This is a genomic window from Pseudarthrobacter cellobiosi, assembly GCF_023913815.1.
GTDB lineage: Bacteria > Actinomycetota > Actinomycetes > Actinomycetales > Micrococcaceae > Arthrobacter > Arthrobacter cellobiosi.
In genome coordinates this window covers 182,959-196,473 of the sequence record NZ_JAMXBK010000023.1, presented here as the reverse complement: position 1 = coordinate 196,473, position 13,515 = coordinate 182,959, and the positions used below count along the sequence as shown (strand labels likewise).

The 13,515-nt window shown below is 64.8% G+C and carries 12 protein-coding genes and 1 tRNA gene; 7 read left to right on the top strand and 6 right to left on the bottom strand.

Going from position 1 to position 13,515, the window contains the following annotated elements:
- Window positions 1-2: 2 nt before the first annotated feature.
- Window positions 3-1,034: a dehydrogenase gene (locus NG701_RS10045; protein ID WP_252567045.1), complete on the bottom strand. Its 1,032-nt coding sequence runs from the start codon at window positions 1,032-1,034 to the stop codon at window positions 3-5.
- 138 nt (window positions 1,035-1,172) lie between these two features.
- Window positions 1,173-2,819, bottom strand: coding sequence for an HNH endonuclease signature motif containing protein (locus NG701_RS10040; protein WP_252567044.1), 1,647 nt, complete (start codon window positions 2,817-2,819; stop codon window positions 1,173-1,175).
- A 219-nt stretch (window positions 2,820-3,038) separates the two neighbouring features.
- Here NG701_RS10040 and NG701_RS10035 point away from each other — a divergent pair.
- Window positions 3,039-3,128 (top strand) — tRNA-Ser (locus NG701_RS10035).
- A 203-nt stretch (window positions 3,129-3,331) separates the two neighbouring features.
- Here the strand turns inward: NG701_RS10035 and NG701_RS10030 are convergent.
- Both NG701_RS10030 and NG701_RS10025 read right to left on the bottom strand, forming a co-directional pair.
- Window positions 3,332-4,111 carry a type 1 glutamine amidotransferase domain-containing protein gene (locus NG701_RS10030; protein WP_252567042.1) on the bottom strand — a complete coding sequence of 260 codons (780 nt, stop codon included), beginning with the start codon at window positions 4,109-4,111 and terminating at the stop codon, window positions 3,332-3,334.
- A gap of 60 nt (window positions 4,112-4,171) precedes the next feature.
- On the bottom strand, window positions 4,172-4,450 hold the full coding sequence (locus NG701_RS10025; RefSeq protein ID WP_308292592.1) for a hypothetical protein: 279 nt from the start codon (window positions 4,448-4,450) through the stop codon (window positions 4,172-4,174).
- 273 nt (window positions 4,451-4,723) lie between these two features.
- On the opposite strand from NG701_RS10025, the gene NG701_RS10020 reads away from it, so the two are divergent.
- The 6 genes from NG701_RS10020 (at window position 4,724) to NG701_RS09995 (ending at window position 9,852) form a co-directional block, all read left to right on the top strand.
- Entirely contained in the window at window positions 4,724-4,933 is a 210-nt protein-coding gene (locus tag NG701_RS10020; RefSeq protein WP_252567185.1) for a hypothetical protein, read from the top strand.
- A gap of 134 nt (window positions 4,934-5,067) precedes the next feature.
- Window positions 5,068-6,159 (top strand): NAD(P)H-dependent flavin oxidoreductase, encoded by a 1,092-nt coding sequence (locus NG701_RS10015; protein WP_252567041.1) that lies wholly within the window; start codon window positions 5,068-5,070, stop codon window positions 6,157-6,159.
- 70 nt (window positions 6,160-6,229) lie between these two features.
- The gene (locus NG701_RS10010) at window positions 6,230-7,591 is read left to right on the top strand and encodes a hypothetical protein (protein WP_252567039.1); all 1,362 of its coding nucleotides are present in this window, start codon (window positions 6,230-6,232) and stop codon (window positions 7,589-7,591) included.
- A 75-nt stretch (window positions 7,592-7,666) separates the two neighbouring features.
- Window positions 7,667-8,290 (top strand): hypothetical protein, encoded by a 624-nt coding sequence (locus NG701_RS10005; protein ID WP_252567037.1) that lies wholly within the window; start codon window positions 7,667-7,669, stop codon window positions 8,288-8,290.
- A gap of 87 nt (window positions 8,291-8,377) precedes the next feature.
- The gene (locus tag NG701_RS10000) at window positions 8,378-9,127 is read left to right on the top strand and encodes a YcnI family copper-binding membrane protein (protein WP_252567036.1); all 750 of its coding nucleotides are present in this window, start codon (window positions 8,378-8,380) and stop codon (window positions 9,125-9,127) included.
- Between the two features lie 104 nt (window positions 9,128-9,231).
- Window positions 9,232-9,852 carry a DUF4232 domain-containing protein gene (locus NG701_RS09995; protein ID WP_252567034.1) on the top strand — a complete coding sequence of 207 codons (621 nt, stop codon included), beginning with the start codon at window positions 9,232-9,234 and terminating at the stop codon, window positions 9,850-9,852.
- A gap of 373 nt (window positions 9,853-10,225) precedes the next feature.
- Here NG701_RS09995 and NG701_RS09990 read toward each other — a convergent pair whose 3' ends face one another.
- A complete protein-coding gene (locus tag NG701_RS09990; protein WP_252567032.1) occupies window positions 10,226-11,737 on the bottom strand; it encodes a glycoside hydrolase family 32 protein in 1,512 nt (503 codons plus the stop codon).
- Window positions 11,738-11,841: 104 nt separating this feature from the next.
- Window positions 11,842-13,449, bottom strand: a complete 1,608-nt coding sequence (locus NG701_RS09985) for an ABC transporter substrate-binding protein (protein WP_252567030.1) — start codon at window positions 13,447-13,449, stop codon at window positions 11,842-11,844.
- Window positions 13,450-13,515 lie beyond the last annotated feature (66 nt).

The following is a 13,515-nucleotide window of genomic DNA, read 5'->3' as shown; positions in this document are numbered from 1 at the left end:
GGCTAGTTCCTGTCTTTGGGGTTGGCTTCCGCGGGGCTGTCTGCGTTGGGGTATTCGATCACATGGCACAGGGCTTTGAGCGTGCCGTCGGCTAGGTTCTGCACTACGGCCGGCAGGTCCGTGAACGGAGAGGCGCCCGTGAGGAATACATCGAAGACCGGGTCCTTGAGGAGCTCAACAGCCAATTCCAGGCGCTCGGCCGTGGTCCGGCGATGCCGCCGCGCCCGGGCAACCACGCCCACTTGGCTGGCCCGGATGGAGAGCCTGCGTGCGTGAAAGTCTTCACCCAGCGGCAGCGTGACCTTGCGGTTGGCATACCAGGACATCTCGATGATCTCCCCCTCATCGCCGGCCAGCTGCAGGCTCCGTTCGAGGCCTTCCTGGGAAGCGGAGCAGTGGAACACGATGTCGCAGTCGGGTTTGGCATCCTCCGGGTGGGCGAATTCCACGCCGAGCCTGTCCGCCAACTGTTTGCGTTCTGGGTCCAGGTCCACGAGTTGGAGGCGGGCCAGCGGGAAGGTCCGCAGCAGTGTCGCCACCATGCCACCCACCAGACCTGCGCCGACGACGGCGATCCGGTCGCCCAGTCTCGGTCCGGCTTCCCAGAGGGCGTTGACGGCGGTTTCCACGGTGCCGGTGAGGACGGCGCGGCGGGCCGGGACGCCGTCGGGAATCCTGGTGAGGGCGTCGGTGGAAATGACGTAGCGGTCCTGGTGGGGGTTGAGGCAGAAGACCTTCTGGCCTGCCCATTCTTCGGGCCCCTCCTCCACGACGCCCACGGAGAGATATCCGAACTTCACGGGCGACGGGAAGTGGCCTTCCTGGTGCGGCGCGCGCATTTCCTCGGCCACGCGGGGCGGGACGGAGCCTTTGTGCACCACGATTTCCGTGCCCTTGCTGATGCCTGAATACAGCGTGCGGACCAATGCTTCGCCGGGCCCGGGGGCTGGCAGGGCCTCGTTCCGGAGCTCGCCATGCTCCGGGCCCGTAGTCCAGTACGCGGTTGCCTGTGCCTCTTTGCCTGAATTAGTCATCTTGCTTACGAATCTAGTCCGCGGGGGCTCTCCGCGACACCCACCCGGCGCGAACGGTTGATGGGAGGCAGCCCTGTGCTGCCCGCCCCGACTCTGCCTCAGACCAAATGCGGCCCTGCCGCCGCTTGAGGTTGGCGGTTAGACCGTGCTGTGGGAAGGGAAGTCCCAGTTCGGGTAGGGGTCTTCGGGCATGGGTCCGTCGGGCGTCGTGTCGTCCGGGAACAGCGCATAGTCGGGCAGTTCATCGCCGGGCTCATTTGGGCCGGCCCGGTCAAAGTCAATGCCGTGAATATTGACGCCGTGCAGCTCTGGAGATGGATCTTCCTCCAAGGTGCCGCCGGGCGTTTCGACTACGGGTGCACCTGGATATCTGAGTCCACGCGGATCAGCATGAAGAACCAGCTCTGACTTTTGGCCCGGCTGTTGTTGTGGCCGAAGTTTTGGCCACTGGGGTGGTTTCCAGTCGGGCTGTTCGCTGGCGTAGTGACGTCCGGTCGGTGATATCCAGCCGGGTGGTTCGTTCTTGGTGGCACCGGTTGGTCTCCAACCTGTGGTGTGCCTGAGTCTGTGGTGTTTGTGGCATGGCTGGCCGAGATTGCTGATCCCGGAGCTGCCTCCTTTGGCCCAGGCCAGGATATGGTCTGCTTCGTTATCCAGGGAGTGGTTGCCGCAGCCCGGGAACGGGCACTTCCCATCCCGCATTCGCAGCCATTGGCGCTGGGCTTTCGTCACTCGGTAGCTGGTCCGCCCGATCTCCAGCGGCGCACCATCCCTTGGGTCGACCAAGACACGGCGGAACGACTCCGCGCCGTCGGCCATCAGTTGCCGGGCCATGGACGGCGGGATCGGCCCGTACCCGTCAAGCATCGCCGGTTCCTCGGTGGCGCCGAGCAGGGAAAACACCGGCACCGTCACGAGGACGTGAGCCCGCGGTGGCGGAACCTGCCCGGGATCATGTTCTGCGGGGTTCCCGCCGCCGAGGAGGGCGGCGGCGAAGATGTCGGCCCGGAGCTGTGTGAGGGTCAGGGGCTCGTCCGGGCCCTGCAGACCGCGGGCGATCGCGGTGGTCCGGTTCCAGATCCCGGCAGCCTGATCGGCCGGAAGGTAGGCGGAGAGCCAGGCCATGCCGTCGCGGTCCGGCGCATACTCCAACCGGCGATCCTGGACACCGCGTGCGTGGCGTTTTTCGATGCTGACCGGATGATGCCGCTCCCGCCACGTCCGGGCCTTGTGCCGGAACCTCCCAGGGATGAGCCCACCGGCCGGGCCACGTGCCGGATTCACCGCGTGAGGGTCCAGGAAATGCGCCTCCAACGCCTGCGCGCCGGCAGGGTCGAGGTTCACGGTTTCGTCGACCATGATCCGGGCGTGCTGCCAGGAGATCGTCCCGGCCTGCAATGCCGACAACGTCAGGGGCAGGGCCGTGGTGAGTTTGTGGGCTTCCCCGAGCAGGGCGCCCGCGGCGCGTTCGCTGACCGTCAGGACGCAGGCGACCTCGGCAACCACGGCCATTTCCTGCCCGGTATGGTCCTGCGGCGACACTGCCGGGCCCGCCAGGGCCTTGGCGGTGTCGGCATACACGGCGGCCGCGTGAACCTTCAGGGCCGCCAACTTCGCCTCCCCACGGGCCACGGCAGACAGCGTCCGCAAAGCAATCTCGGCCCGCCGATCCAACGGATCAGCACACGGACCCGAGGCCTCACCAGCTTCACCGATCACAACCGCCAGCTCAGCGAAGGACACCGCAAGGGCCTCCGCCGCCGCCACAGCTCCTCTGCTATCCATACTCAAATCATCCCGCGAGGGTCTGACAATAACGGCGAGGCTGAACGGCTATGTGCATAACTCTGCGAACCAACGATCAGTGCCTCCAGCAGTGTCGCTGCAAGGGGCCTAAATGTCCCTTCGCGCTGGACTGGGCTTAACTCTCCCCTCGCCCCATCCGGGGGCCGAACGCCTGCCGTTTTGTGGATGAGCGGCATGCTCCGGTAACCTATTCAGGTTGGTGACGTGTCCGAGCGGCCGAAGGTGCAACACTCGAAATGTTGTTTGGTGTCAAAGCCAACGTGGGTTCAAATCCCACCGTCACCGCCAATTGGCAAGGCCCCTGCTTCCCTTATAACAAAGGGAAGCAGGGGTTTTGTTTTTCCCCAAACTTGGCCCGTTGACTATTGGGGTGGCCATAGATCCTAGAGCGCGGAACCTGAAGCAGGTGTCGGCGATGCGTTGGTGCACGTACGCCGACTGGTGTCCGCCCCGTCGTCGGGGCGGACGCCAGTTTCAGTGCGCTGCGGGCGTTAGTGCTCGGTGCCTGCCGCAGCAGCCTTCTTGGCGTTCTTCTCGGCATCCTTCTCGGCGCGCAGAGCCTCCGCCTCGTGCTGCTCCTCGGCTTTTTCCTGGTGGATGACCTCTGCCAGGAGCTTCTCCATCTCCTTGGCCACGCCGGCCGCTGACGCTGGGTTCTGGCCGGTCACCAGCCGGTCGTCGACCACGACCTTTTCCTCAAAGACACCAGCGGAGACGTGGGTGGCACCCTGTCCCTCAAGCCGGTCTGCCAGAAAGAACGGGATGACCTTGTCCTTCCCTGCGGCAACCTCCTCGTCGTTGGTGAAGGCAGCGACCTTCCTGCCCTCGACCAGCCGAAAGCCGTTGGCCAACTCGACGTTCAGCAGTCCGGCCGGCCCGTGACAGACAGCGCCCACAACGCCGCCGGCGTTGTAGACGCTGGCTACGAGGTTCTGCAAGCCTTCGCTGTCCGGGAAGTCCCACATGGTGCCGTGCCCTCCCACGAGAAAGACGGCGTCGTACTGGTCGGGATCAACGACGTCGACGCGGGCAGTGTTGTAGAGACCGGCGCGCGTGGTCTCGTCCTCCGTGAAGGCGACCTGGATGGGATCTTTTGAGTCCACCTCGTCGCGCGGGGGCTGGCCGCCCTGGATGGACGCGAAGTCGACGAAATGCCCTGAATCCTTGAAGACCTTCCAGGGATGTGCAGCCTCGGCCACGTTGTACCCGGTCTTTTCTCCGGTATCGCCGATCTCGGAAACGCTGGTCAGTACCATGAGGATTTTCTTCATGAAGTGCTCCTTCCGTCTAACTTCCACCCTACGCCCGGCCCAATTCGGGCCCTTCCCCCGTTAAAGCTTGTCCGTCTTGCCATCTCCCTTGTGCCCGCCGCGCAGGTTTTCCTGGACCTTGCCGAAGAGATCCTTGATGGTGGATTCGGTATTCGTCAGCATGTCCGGCTGAAGGTAGACGTGTTGACTGCCCGGGAGGCTGTAACTGGACTGCAGGCCGCCGCTTCCTTCGACGCCCTGCAGTGCGATGGTCACGCCGCCTTCCTTGCGCGCAATGGCCGCGATTTTTCCGAACACGAGCGTGAATTCGTCTGGCTCAAAACTGACGGTCTGACTCACGTGGGTCCTGTTAAGTTCACTGGCCGGAATCGCTTTCTCGTTGCCAGTCCCTGAGTAGTTCATCATGTGCTCCCTGAGGTAGTTGGCCACTTACGCCAGCAGTCTAACCCCGCCCCATGCCGCGGTACATGGCCCTACTGGATGCCTGCACAAACGGCCGCAGCAAGAGTGGTCACTTCCTCCATTGAGCAGACCAGAGCCCTTCGGGTTGTATGAAGTGGACCCGGCACACCTGTCCGGCACCCGATCTTTAAAGGAAGAACCGTGACTTCGATGACGAATCGCGTTAATGCCCCCGGCCAATGGGACGACGTCCAGGTGGGCGACACCGTTCTGCTGACCCGGAACGGCCACACCGAGTACGCCGGCGCCGTGGACAACAGGACAACGGACGGCGAGACCGTCTGGGTCAGGACGCCGGTGGGCGGCCGCAAGCTCTTCCATGTCAGCGACGGCTTCGAACTCACCTGGAGCCAGCCGTGACCGAAACCTGCCCCGACGACTGCCATTACTGCTCAGGCCCCGAAACAGACTGAACCCAGCCACAGGTTGGGCAGCGGCCGCCAGCCCTGCGAGACTGGTCCTGAAGCCGACGTCGATCTGCCAGGAGCCACCGCATGACTCTCGAGAACAGCACTTCAGCCAGCTCAAACCGCATCACCGAATTGTTCGGCACGGACGTTCCGGTGGTGCTGGGCCCCTTCGGTGGCGTCTCTTCCGTAGAGCTGACAGCAGCCGTGAGCGACGGCGGCGGGCTGGGTTCCTACGGCCTCTACGGTTACGGTGTCGACGCCATTCGGAACACCGCAGCTGAGCTCAGGAAGGCGACGGCCAAACCGTTCGCCCTCAACCTCTGGATTCCCACCGGCGACGAAACCACCTCGCTCCCCCAGGCGGACTTCGACCAGTACCTCGAAACCCTGAAGCCCTACTTCGACGAACTGGACCTTCCGCTTCCGCACATGCCGGACCGCTACCTGCCCGACTACGACGAGCAGGTGGAGGCAACCCTGGCGGCGGGTCCCGCCGTCGTCAGCTTTGTTTTCGGTGTGCCCGCGCCGGAACTGGTTGAGGCGGCGCACCGGCGTGGAATCGTGGTGGTGGGTACCGCCACCACAGTCGCGGAAGCCATGGCCCTGGAAGCTGGCGGCGTGGATGCCGTGGTTGCCAGCGGCATGGAATCCGGCGGCCACCGCGTCTCGTTCCTGAAGCCTGCGGAGGAGTCCCTGGTCGGAACCTTTGCACTGGTTCCGCAGGTGGTTGACGCCGTCGGCATCCCGGTCATCGCCGCCGGGGGAATTGCGGACCGCCGCGGATACGCCGGCGCACGAGCCCTCGGCGCCGACGCGGTCCAGGTGGGCTCGGCGTTCCTGGCCGCCCGCGAATCTGCGGCCGTCCCTGCATACCGGGCCATCCTCCACAGCCCGGCCGCGCGGGAAACGGTGCTGACGAGAGCCCTCAGCGGACGGCTTGCCCGCGGCATCCCCAACCGCATCATCGCCGAACTGTCAGAAGCTGGGCTCTCGGCAGCCGGAATAGCCCCGTTCCCCGTCCAGAACTGGCTCACTGGCCGATTCCGCCCACAGGCAGCAGCCCAGGGAAACACCGAACTCATGTCACTCTGGGCAGGGCAGGCCACATCACTGGTCCGGCACGACTCCGCCGCTGAAGTACTTGCCGAACTGCTCGCCGGCAGCCCTGTTTTGTAAGCTCGATACATCCGCGGTTATCCCAGCCATCGAATGTGGGACGATCGCCCGTTGACACCGGAGGCAATCCTTGACCAAAAAGACCGGCAAATCCAAGAGCAACAACAAGGACCGGCGGCACCTGAAGGCTGTTCCCCCGGCCCCCAAGATGCCGCTGCAGCTGGTCCTGAACCATCGGGCAATTGACTCGATGGCTGTCGAGTTTATTCAATGGAACGCGGCTGAAGCCCCTGACCCGGCCGATGCCTTCGAGTGCCTCGAGCTGGTCAAACTCTTCCTCACCGCGCAGCACGCCATCAATGGTTCGAGTTCAGCCACCGCTATCGACAGTGACGGCGTGGAGCAGGCGGCCGGTGCAATTGCGGCGTCGCTGGACCCCGACGACATGGACGAGGCCTTCGACGACATCTACTTCGCCCTTCACTCGTACATCCATTTCCTGAAAGGGAGCGGCCGCTGGAGCGGCACGGACGCCGCCTACGAGGAACTCCATTCAGCACTGGGAAACGGTATCGCCGCGGCTGTCCCGCAATTGCCGGTTATCCAGGTACCTGACCTCAGCGATGACCACCAGGAGGCTGCGTTCAATGCCATGCCGCTGATCCAGCATGCCACCTCCCTGCTGGACTGGATCGGAACCGGCAAGGAAGTCACCAGCACTGGTGCCCTGCGGCTTAAGGACATCGAGCCGGCAGCCGCAGCCGTAGGAGTACATGCCCGTGGAAAGCGGGCCGCGAGTCGGACCCTCCCACTTTTCGATCTGGAAACTGCCGAGAGCCGGCCCAAAACGTTGCTGGAAGTCGGGACCATGCACGACGTGCCGGTGCTCCGCGAGATCTGGTCAGCCTTGGTGGGGGCAAACCTAATCAGGCTCGGATCAACCAAAGCCGTTCCCGGCCCGGAAATGGCCGCCTGGAACAGCGCGAGGATCGAGGAACGGCTGGACATCCGCCGGATGCTGTCGGTGGTCCTTTTGGTCGGAGTGCTCACCGAGGAGGGCCAGGGGTGGGACCAGGAAGCGGTGGCCGCGATTCTGCTGGGCGTCCTCACCTACGGCACCACCGATGAACCGATGCCCGTGGCGGACCTCGAAAAGCTGGCGTCGCCGGACCTTGAGGGCGCCTTGCTTCAGGAGACAGGCCTCGAAGACAGCGAACTCGACGAAGCGGGCCTCGAAGACTCAGAACTCGAAGAGCTCTACGCGTCGTACGCGGCCCTCCAGGCACAGCAGAAGCTGTCCCTGCTCGCCGAGCTGGGATTGGTGGAGGCTGCGACGGATTACCGCGTTCCGCCGGTGGCCATCCAGTGCTTGGACATGGCAATGGGTTTCTTCAAATTGGCGGACGAGCCATCCGACGCCACAGAATCCCCGTCCAACGTGATCGCGCTGCACGGACCGTCACCGACGGGCCGCCCGCCCAGAGGCCGGTAGAATCTGAACGTCGCCGAAGAACACTGGAAGAACGCGACTGAAGCCCGTCACCGGCGACCGAAATAAGGAGGATCCGTGCGCACCAACCACGCCCGGCCGCCCTTCCATTTCCTTCGCGCCGCGTCCCTCTCCACGGGAGTCCTGACTCTTGCCGCAGGCGCCCACGCGGCCGGCGGCGGCGACCTTCCCGCCCCGGGCATCCTGCTGGCCGTGCTCGCGCTGACAGTACTGGCAGCCACCACTGCCACGAGGCTGCGGCTCAATTTTCCGGCCATGCTCGGCGTCCTCGGCGCGGGACAGTTCATCCTGCACGAAGCCTTCACTGCGTTCAGTTCGGCGGGCGCGGCTATGAGCACTGCTGCCTCCGGGCTCCACAACACCCACTTCGCCGGCGCTGCCGCACCTGTCATCGCGGCCACCGGACACGTCCAGGATTCCGGATCCGCGGGCATCCTGATGCTCCTGACCCACGCACTCGCCACCGGCGCGTGCGCCCTCCTGCTTGCCAAGGGTGAAGCCGCGCTTTGGGCAGTGGCCGCGTGGCTGAGGCCGCTCGTCCGGCTCCCCGAAGCAGTAACGCCCGACGCCGGCACGCCGCGGGCGGTTCCCGGCCCACCGGCGGTTCTCCCCCTCCGCCCCTGGCGGAACCTCAGGCAACACAGCCGACGCGGCCCGCCTTCCGCCGTCGTACTTTCCTGACTCCGCCCGCACCGCACTTCCGCAGGCCGCGGGCCCCATCCCGTACTTCCGCACGCCCCCATTCGGCGTGCGTCCGAAAGGCAACCCATGACCACCACATTCCTTCGCCGTACCCTCACCGCAGCGGCAGCCACCGGCGGCGCAGCCGTCCTGATCCTGACCGCAGCAGCAGGCGCGTCGGCCCACGTCGGCGTCACCCCGAACAAAACCGACGCCAATTCCTACGCCCTGCTGACCTTCGGCATCCCGCACGGCTGCGAGGAGTCCGGCACCACCAAGGTGGCCATCACTCTGCCGGCCGAACTCAACGACGCACAGCCCACGGTGAACCCCAACTGGACTGTGGAAAAGGTGACCGAACAGCTCGCCGAGCCGAAGAAACTGCCCGACGGTACGTCCATCACCAAACGCACCAGCCAGATTGTGTACACGGCCAAAACTCCCCTGGCCCACGACCTGCGCGATGCCCTGGTGCTGTCGGTCAAGCTGCCCGACGCGGCAGGCTCCACGCTGTACTTCCCCACGCTGCAGTCGTGCGAAACAGGGCAGACTGACTGGTCGGAGATCGCCAAGGACGGCCAGGACCCGCACTCCCTGAAGGCGCCGGCACCGTCCATCACCATCACCGAGGCGGCCAGCGCGGAAGGCCACGGCGCGGCTGCTTCCACGGCGCACACCACCGAAACCCCGGCCACCGAGCAGGCAGCCGCGGTGACTGACAGCGGCGCGGACGCCCGCAGCTGGGCGGGGCTTGCCGCCGGTCTCGGCGGCCTCGCCCTGGGCGGGGTGGCCTTCGCGCGCAGCAACTCAAAGCGCCGGCAGGAATCCGCCACGTAACATCGCGGGATTTGATGCCCGGATGATCACAATCCGGGCATCAAATCCTCCTGCGGGCCCGTGGCATCGTTGACTCCCGTCACAGCAGCAACAAAAGTGGTGCCATGACGTCTCTGCGCATTTCACAAGGGTTTGTTATTACGACGGCGGTCGCGGCGGCGGCGCTGATGCTCACCGCCTGCGGACCGAGCCAGCCGCAGGCGCAGGGGACGACTCCGGGGACCAACTCCGCCAGCCCGTCCACCACGCCGGCGTCTCCGGGCGCGTCCCAGTCGCCGTCGTCGTCCGGCACCACTCAGGCCGGTCCCGCGCTCTGCAAAGCGGCCACGCTGTCGGCGGCTACCGATGCTTCCGGCGGGGGCGCGGCGGGCAGCGTCTACATGAAACTGAACCTCACGAATACGGGCACGGCGCCCTGCCTGCTCAAGGGCTACCCGGGGGTGTCGCTGACCGCCAACGCCGACGGGGCACCCATTGGCGCGGCCGCGACCCGCGACGAAACCACCCCCGTAGCGGACGTCCTGCTCGCGCCGGGCCAGACCGGAACCGCTGTTCTCCGCTACACCCAGGCCGCGAACTACAGCGACTGCACGCTGACGGACGCGGCCGGTTACCGCATCTACCCGCCCGAAGACACGGCGTCGTTGTTCCTGCCGCAGCCCACCAGCGCGTGCAGCAACGCCAACATCGCCCTCCTGAGCGTCGGAGCCTTCCAGCCCGCCTGAAATGTCGGAAGGATTCGGTCCGCTGCGCAGGCTAATTCGCCGGCTGCAGATGAGTCCGGAGTTCCTCAAGTGTCGGCGGATTGGTGCCGGGCCGCCGCACCGTGATGGCGGCCACCATCGCTACAGTGCGTCCAACTTGCTCAGGAACAGCAGGTGCCAAGCCATCGGGCCCGCAGGTGAGGAGTCCCAGGATCAGGGCTCCATCTACGAGTCCACGGCGCCAACCGTGTCAGTGACCCGGGAGGTCAATGCTGGGATGGTTAGCCGTGCGACGACGATGACGTCCAGGAAAGTTCGGGCCGGGCCGGCCGCGTCGGGGTAGTGGATCAGCTGATTTTCTTCCGCTGGTGTGCCGTGACCACGAATTCTGGAGTCAGTCGACGAACTGGGTGACGTTCAGGCTGGTGATGGCGGCTGTGCCGCCGATGGAATAGAGCGAAAGGTCGGTACTGGTGGGTGCGGGGAAGATCAATTCGGTCATGGTGACCTGGCCCTCCTGGGCGAAGACCTCAACGGAGCAGCGGTCCACGAAGATGGTGAGCTTGTAGGAGCCTTCGATCTCGCGGATGGGGGCTGCATCGATAGATGCGAAAGTTTCGTGGAAACTTGTCTGCCCGGAATCCCGGCGGTCAACAACGAGGGCGCCTTCAACGGGCTTGATGCCGATGCGGGTTCCCTTGTCCCCGTCGCCGCGGACCACAAGCCCGAATTCCGTGGCGCTTCCGGGCGTCAGCGTGATATCGATGCGTTGGACGCTGCCCGCTGCACCGTCCAAGAGGTGTGTACCGTCGGCGATTTCCGTGTGCTCAAGGCTGAACGTCCGGGACGGGTCGGAAATGGGAGCGAAATCTCCGGTGGCCTCTTGAATCAGTCGCGGCTTTCCGTCAACGGTGCGGAGGGATACTTCGCGGGCCAGCGTCATGGGGCTGCGCCAGGGGGAGGTGGGGATCTGGTTGGCGTATTCCCAGTTGTTCATCCAAGCGATCATGAGGCGGCGATTGTCAGGGGCGTCGCTGAAGGAGACTGCGGCGTAGTAGTCCCGGCCCCAGTCCAGCCACTGGTACTCGCCCAGCAGGGCTGGGTCCTGGAGGCCTTCGGTCACGGTGGTGGCTGAGGTGAACGTGGTCCCGTCGAAGTCCCCGACGAAGTATTGCCCGGCGGAGCCGTTGTTGGGTCCGCCGGGGTTGAGGTTTACGGTGAGGACCCACTGAAGGTTCTGCGGGTCCCCGTCGACGGGGAGGGGGAAGAGGTCGGGGCATTCCCAGACGCCTCCGGTGGCGTTGGCCGGACCGAACGTGCTTAGCAGCTCCCAGCTCTTCAGGTCCTCGGATTTGTAGAGCACTATCTGGAAGTCCTTGGCTTCCACCGCGACCATGACCCAGTAGCTGCTGCTGGCGCCGGTGTAGCGGATGACTTTGGGGTCGCGGAACTCGGCGGATCCGCGGTTCAGTACGGGATTGGCGGTGTGTTTGGTCCAGGTGTATCCACCGTCGCGGCTGTAGGCCAGTGACTGGGCCTGGAGCCCAGCGTGTGCGGAACCGGGTTTGTAGGCGCTGGTGTAGACGGCGACCAACGGTGGAGCCGAGTCGTTGCCGAATCCGCTGGTGTTGTCCCGGTCGAAGACGATGCTGCCGGAGAAGATGTCTTCTTCCTCGTCGCATGCGATGGCGACGAGGTGTTCGGTCCAGGTGGTCAGGTCCGTGGAGGTGGCGTGTCCCCAGGACATGTTTCCCCAGACGTTATCCAGGGGGTTGTTCTGGTAGTAAAGGTGGTAGACGCCGTCGTGAAAAATCAGGCCGTTGGGGTCATTGAGCCAGGTATTCCGGGCGGCGTAGTGCAGGGCCGGCCGGAAGGTGTCGGCCGTGGTGGCGGTCGCGGCAGTCATGAAGGTGAGGTCTCGCTTCTGAGCAGGTCTGTGCAGAACCCTCGTGCACAGGGTTCCCTGGAAGTGGGGTGGGCCGGTTACGCCGGCCCACCCCGGTGGTGGAGCTAGGAGTTTTTCTTGTAGCGGTCGTAGGCCTGCTGGTAGACCTCGATCATTTTGTCGACGCCGACGTTCTTGAGCTGGGAGACGTAGCCGTCCCATTCCTGCTCGATGCCGCCGGAGACGATCCACTTGGCCGTGTTCTGCTTCACCAGTGAGGTGGTGTCGGTCTGGATGGTGCTGATCTGTTGCAGTTCTTCGTTGGAGAGGGCGACCGGGGGGTAGCCGTCGTTGCCGGCGAAGGGCTTGTAGAGTTCGTTGACGGTTTTCTGGCGTTCGGCGGCGCGGGGTTCGGGCGCGACGACGGTGGTGAAGTTCTCGGCGGTGTTGGCCTTCGGGCCGCCCGGGGCGACCTTTTGGCGTCGTTCGCCTTCGCTGGTCCCGGCCGGGGCCGGGATCTGGGTCAGGAGGCCGGTGGCGTCCTTTTGCAGGGTTTCACCGATGGGCCCCCAGTTGGCCTGGGCGGACTGGATGGGGTCGTAGAGGTTGTCGGCCCAGCGCATGGTCGCGGCCGGGTATTTGTTGGTCCGGGTGATGGCGAAGGCGCCGCGGGCGATTTCCTGGTTGTTGGACTGGCTGGCGATCCGCTTGCCGTTCACGCCTTCGAGGACCGGGACGAGGGCGTAGTTGTTGGCGCGGTCCGCGCCGACCATTTCGGGGATTTCCCACCAGACGAAGGAGCCGAGGTTTTCCGTGGCGGCCTTGCCCTTGGCCAGGTACGCCTTGTCGTCCTGGGAGAAGGACTCGGGGTCGATCAGGCCTTCCTGGTACCACTCGTGCAGGGTCTGGATGGCCTTTTTGTAGCCGTCCTGGGTGGGGGTGAAGATGACTTTGTCGTCCTGGACGATGCGGTGGTCCATGTTGTCCGGCACTCCGCCCAGCGCCGCGATCAGGTCAACGATGTCCCCGCACCAGGAGCCGGGCATGAAGCTCAACGGGATGGTCTTGCCGGTCCCGGACGCGTCCTGTGTCTTGAACGCCAGCAGTGCATCGTGGAACTCATCGATGGTTTTCGGCATCGGGATGTTCAGCTTCTTCAGCCAGGAAGTGTTGATGGCCAGTTCGTTGGGGAACTGGACCAGGCCGAGCTCCTCGATCGATGGCAGGGAGTAGATGTGCCCGTCCGAGGAAGTGATGGCGGCCTTGATCTCCGGCCGGTCAGAGAGCAGCTTGGAGAGGTTGGGTGCGTTCTTTTCGATGAGCCCCTCGAGCGGGATGAGTGTGCCGCTGCCGGAGTAGGTGGCGATCTCGGCGTCGGTCAGCCCGGTGTTGAAGAAGGCGTCGGGCAGGTCACCGCTTGCGAGGATGAGGTTCTTCTTTTCCTGGAAGACCGTTTCGGGCAGGTTTTCCCATTTGATGTGGACGTTGGTGGCTTTTTCCCATTCCTGCACCACTGTCATGGTGTTGTAGTCCGGGGCCAGGGCGGCCTTGGTCCCGGAGAACGTCAGGTCGAGTTGCTTGCTGACGATGGGGAAGCCTGTTTCCTGGAAGCCGAAGTCCGCGGAGGCGTCTTTGATCTCCGTGGTGCCTGAGCCGCCGCCGGAGCAGGCGGTGAACATCAATGTTCCGGCCAGGACGGCGCCAAGGGCGGCGTATTTACGGCTGAGTGCCATGGTTATTCCTATTCTGAGGTGGGTGTGCCGTCCGACGGCGGTTGCCCGGGCGGTCGATGCGGGAGG

What these genes read in the sequence shown, in the direction of transcription:
- NG701_RS10045 (WP_252567045.1), bottom strand. Translation starts at nt 1,034, where the DNA reads ATGACTAATTCAGGCAAAGAGGCACAGGCAACCGCGTACTGGACTACG.
- NG701_RS10040 (WP_252567044.1), bottom strand. Translation starts at nt 2,819, where the DNA reads ATGGATAGCAGAGGAGCTGTGGCGGCGGCGGAGGCCCTTGCGGTGTCC.
- NG701_RS10030 (WP_252567042.1), bottom strand. Translation starts at nt 4,111, where the DNA reads ATGAAGAAAATCCTCATGGTACTGACCAGCGTTTCCGAGATCGGCGAT.
- NG701_RS10020 (WP_252567185.1), top strand. Translation starts at nt 4,724, where the DNA reads ATGACGAATCGCGTTAATGCCCCCGGCCAATGGGACGACGTCCAGGTG.
- NG701_RS10015 (WP_252567041.1), top strand. Translation starts at nt 5,068, where the DNA reads ATGACTCTCGAGAACAGCACTTCAGCCAGCTCAAACCGCATCACCGAA.
- NG701_RS10000 (WP_252567036.1), top strand. Translation starts at nt 8,378, where the DNA reads ATGACCACCACATTCCTTCGCCGTACCCTCACCGCAGCGGCAGCCACC.
- NG701_RS09995 (WP_252567034.1), top strand. Translation starts at nt 9,232, where the DNA reads ATGACGTCTCTGCGCATTTCACAAGGGTTTGTTATTACGACGGCGGTC.
- NG701_RS09990 (WP_252567032.1), bottom strand. Translation starts at nt 11,737, where the DNA reads ATGACTGCCGCGACCGCCACCACGGCCGACACCTTCCGGCCGGCCCTG.
- NG701_RS09985 (WP_252567030.1), bottom strand. Translation starts at nt 13,449, where the DNA reads ATGGCACTCAGCCGTAAATACGCCGCCCTTGGCGCCGTCCTGGCCGGA.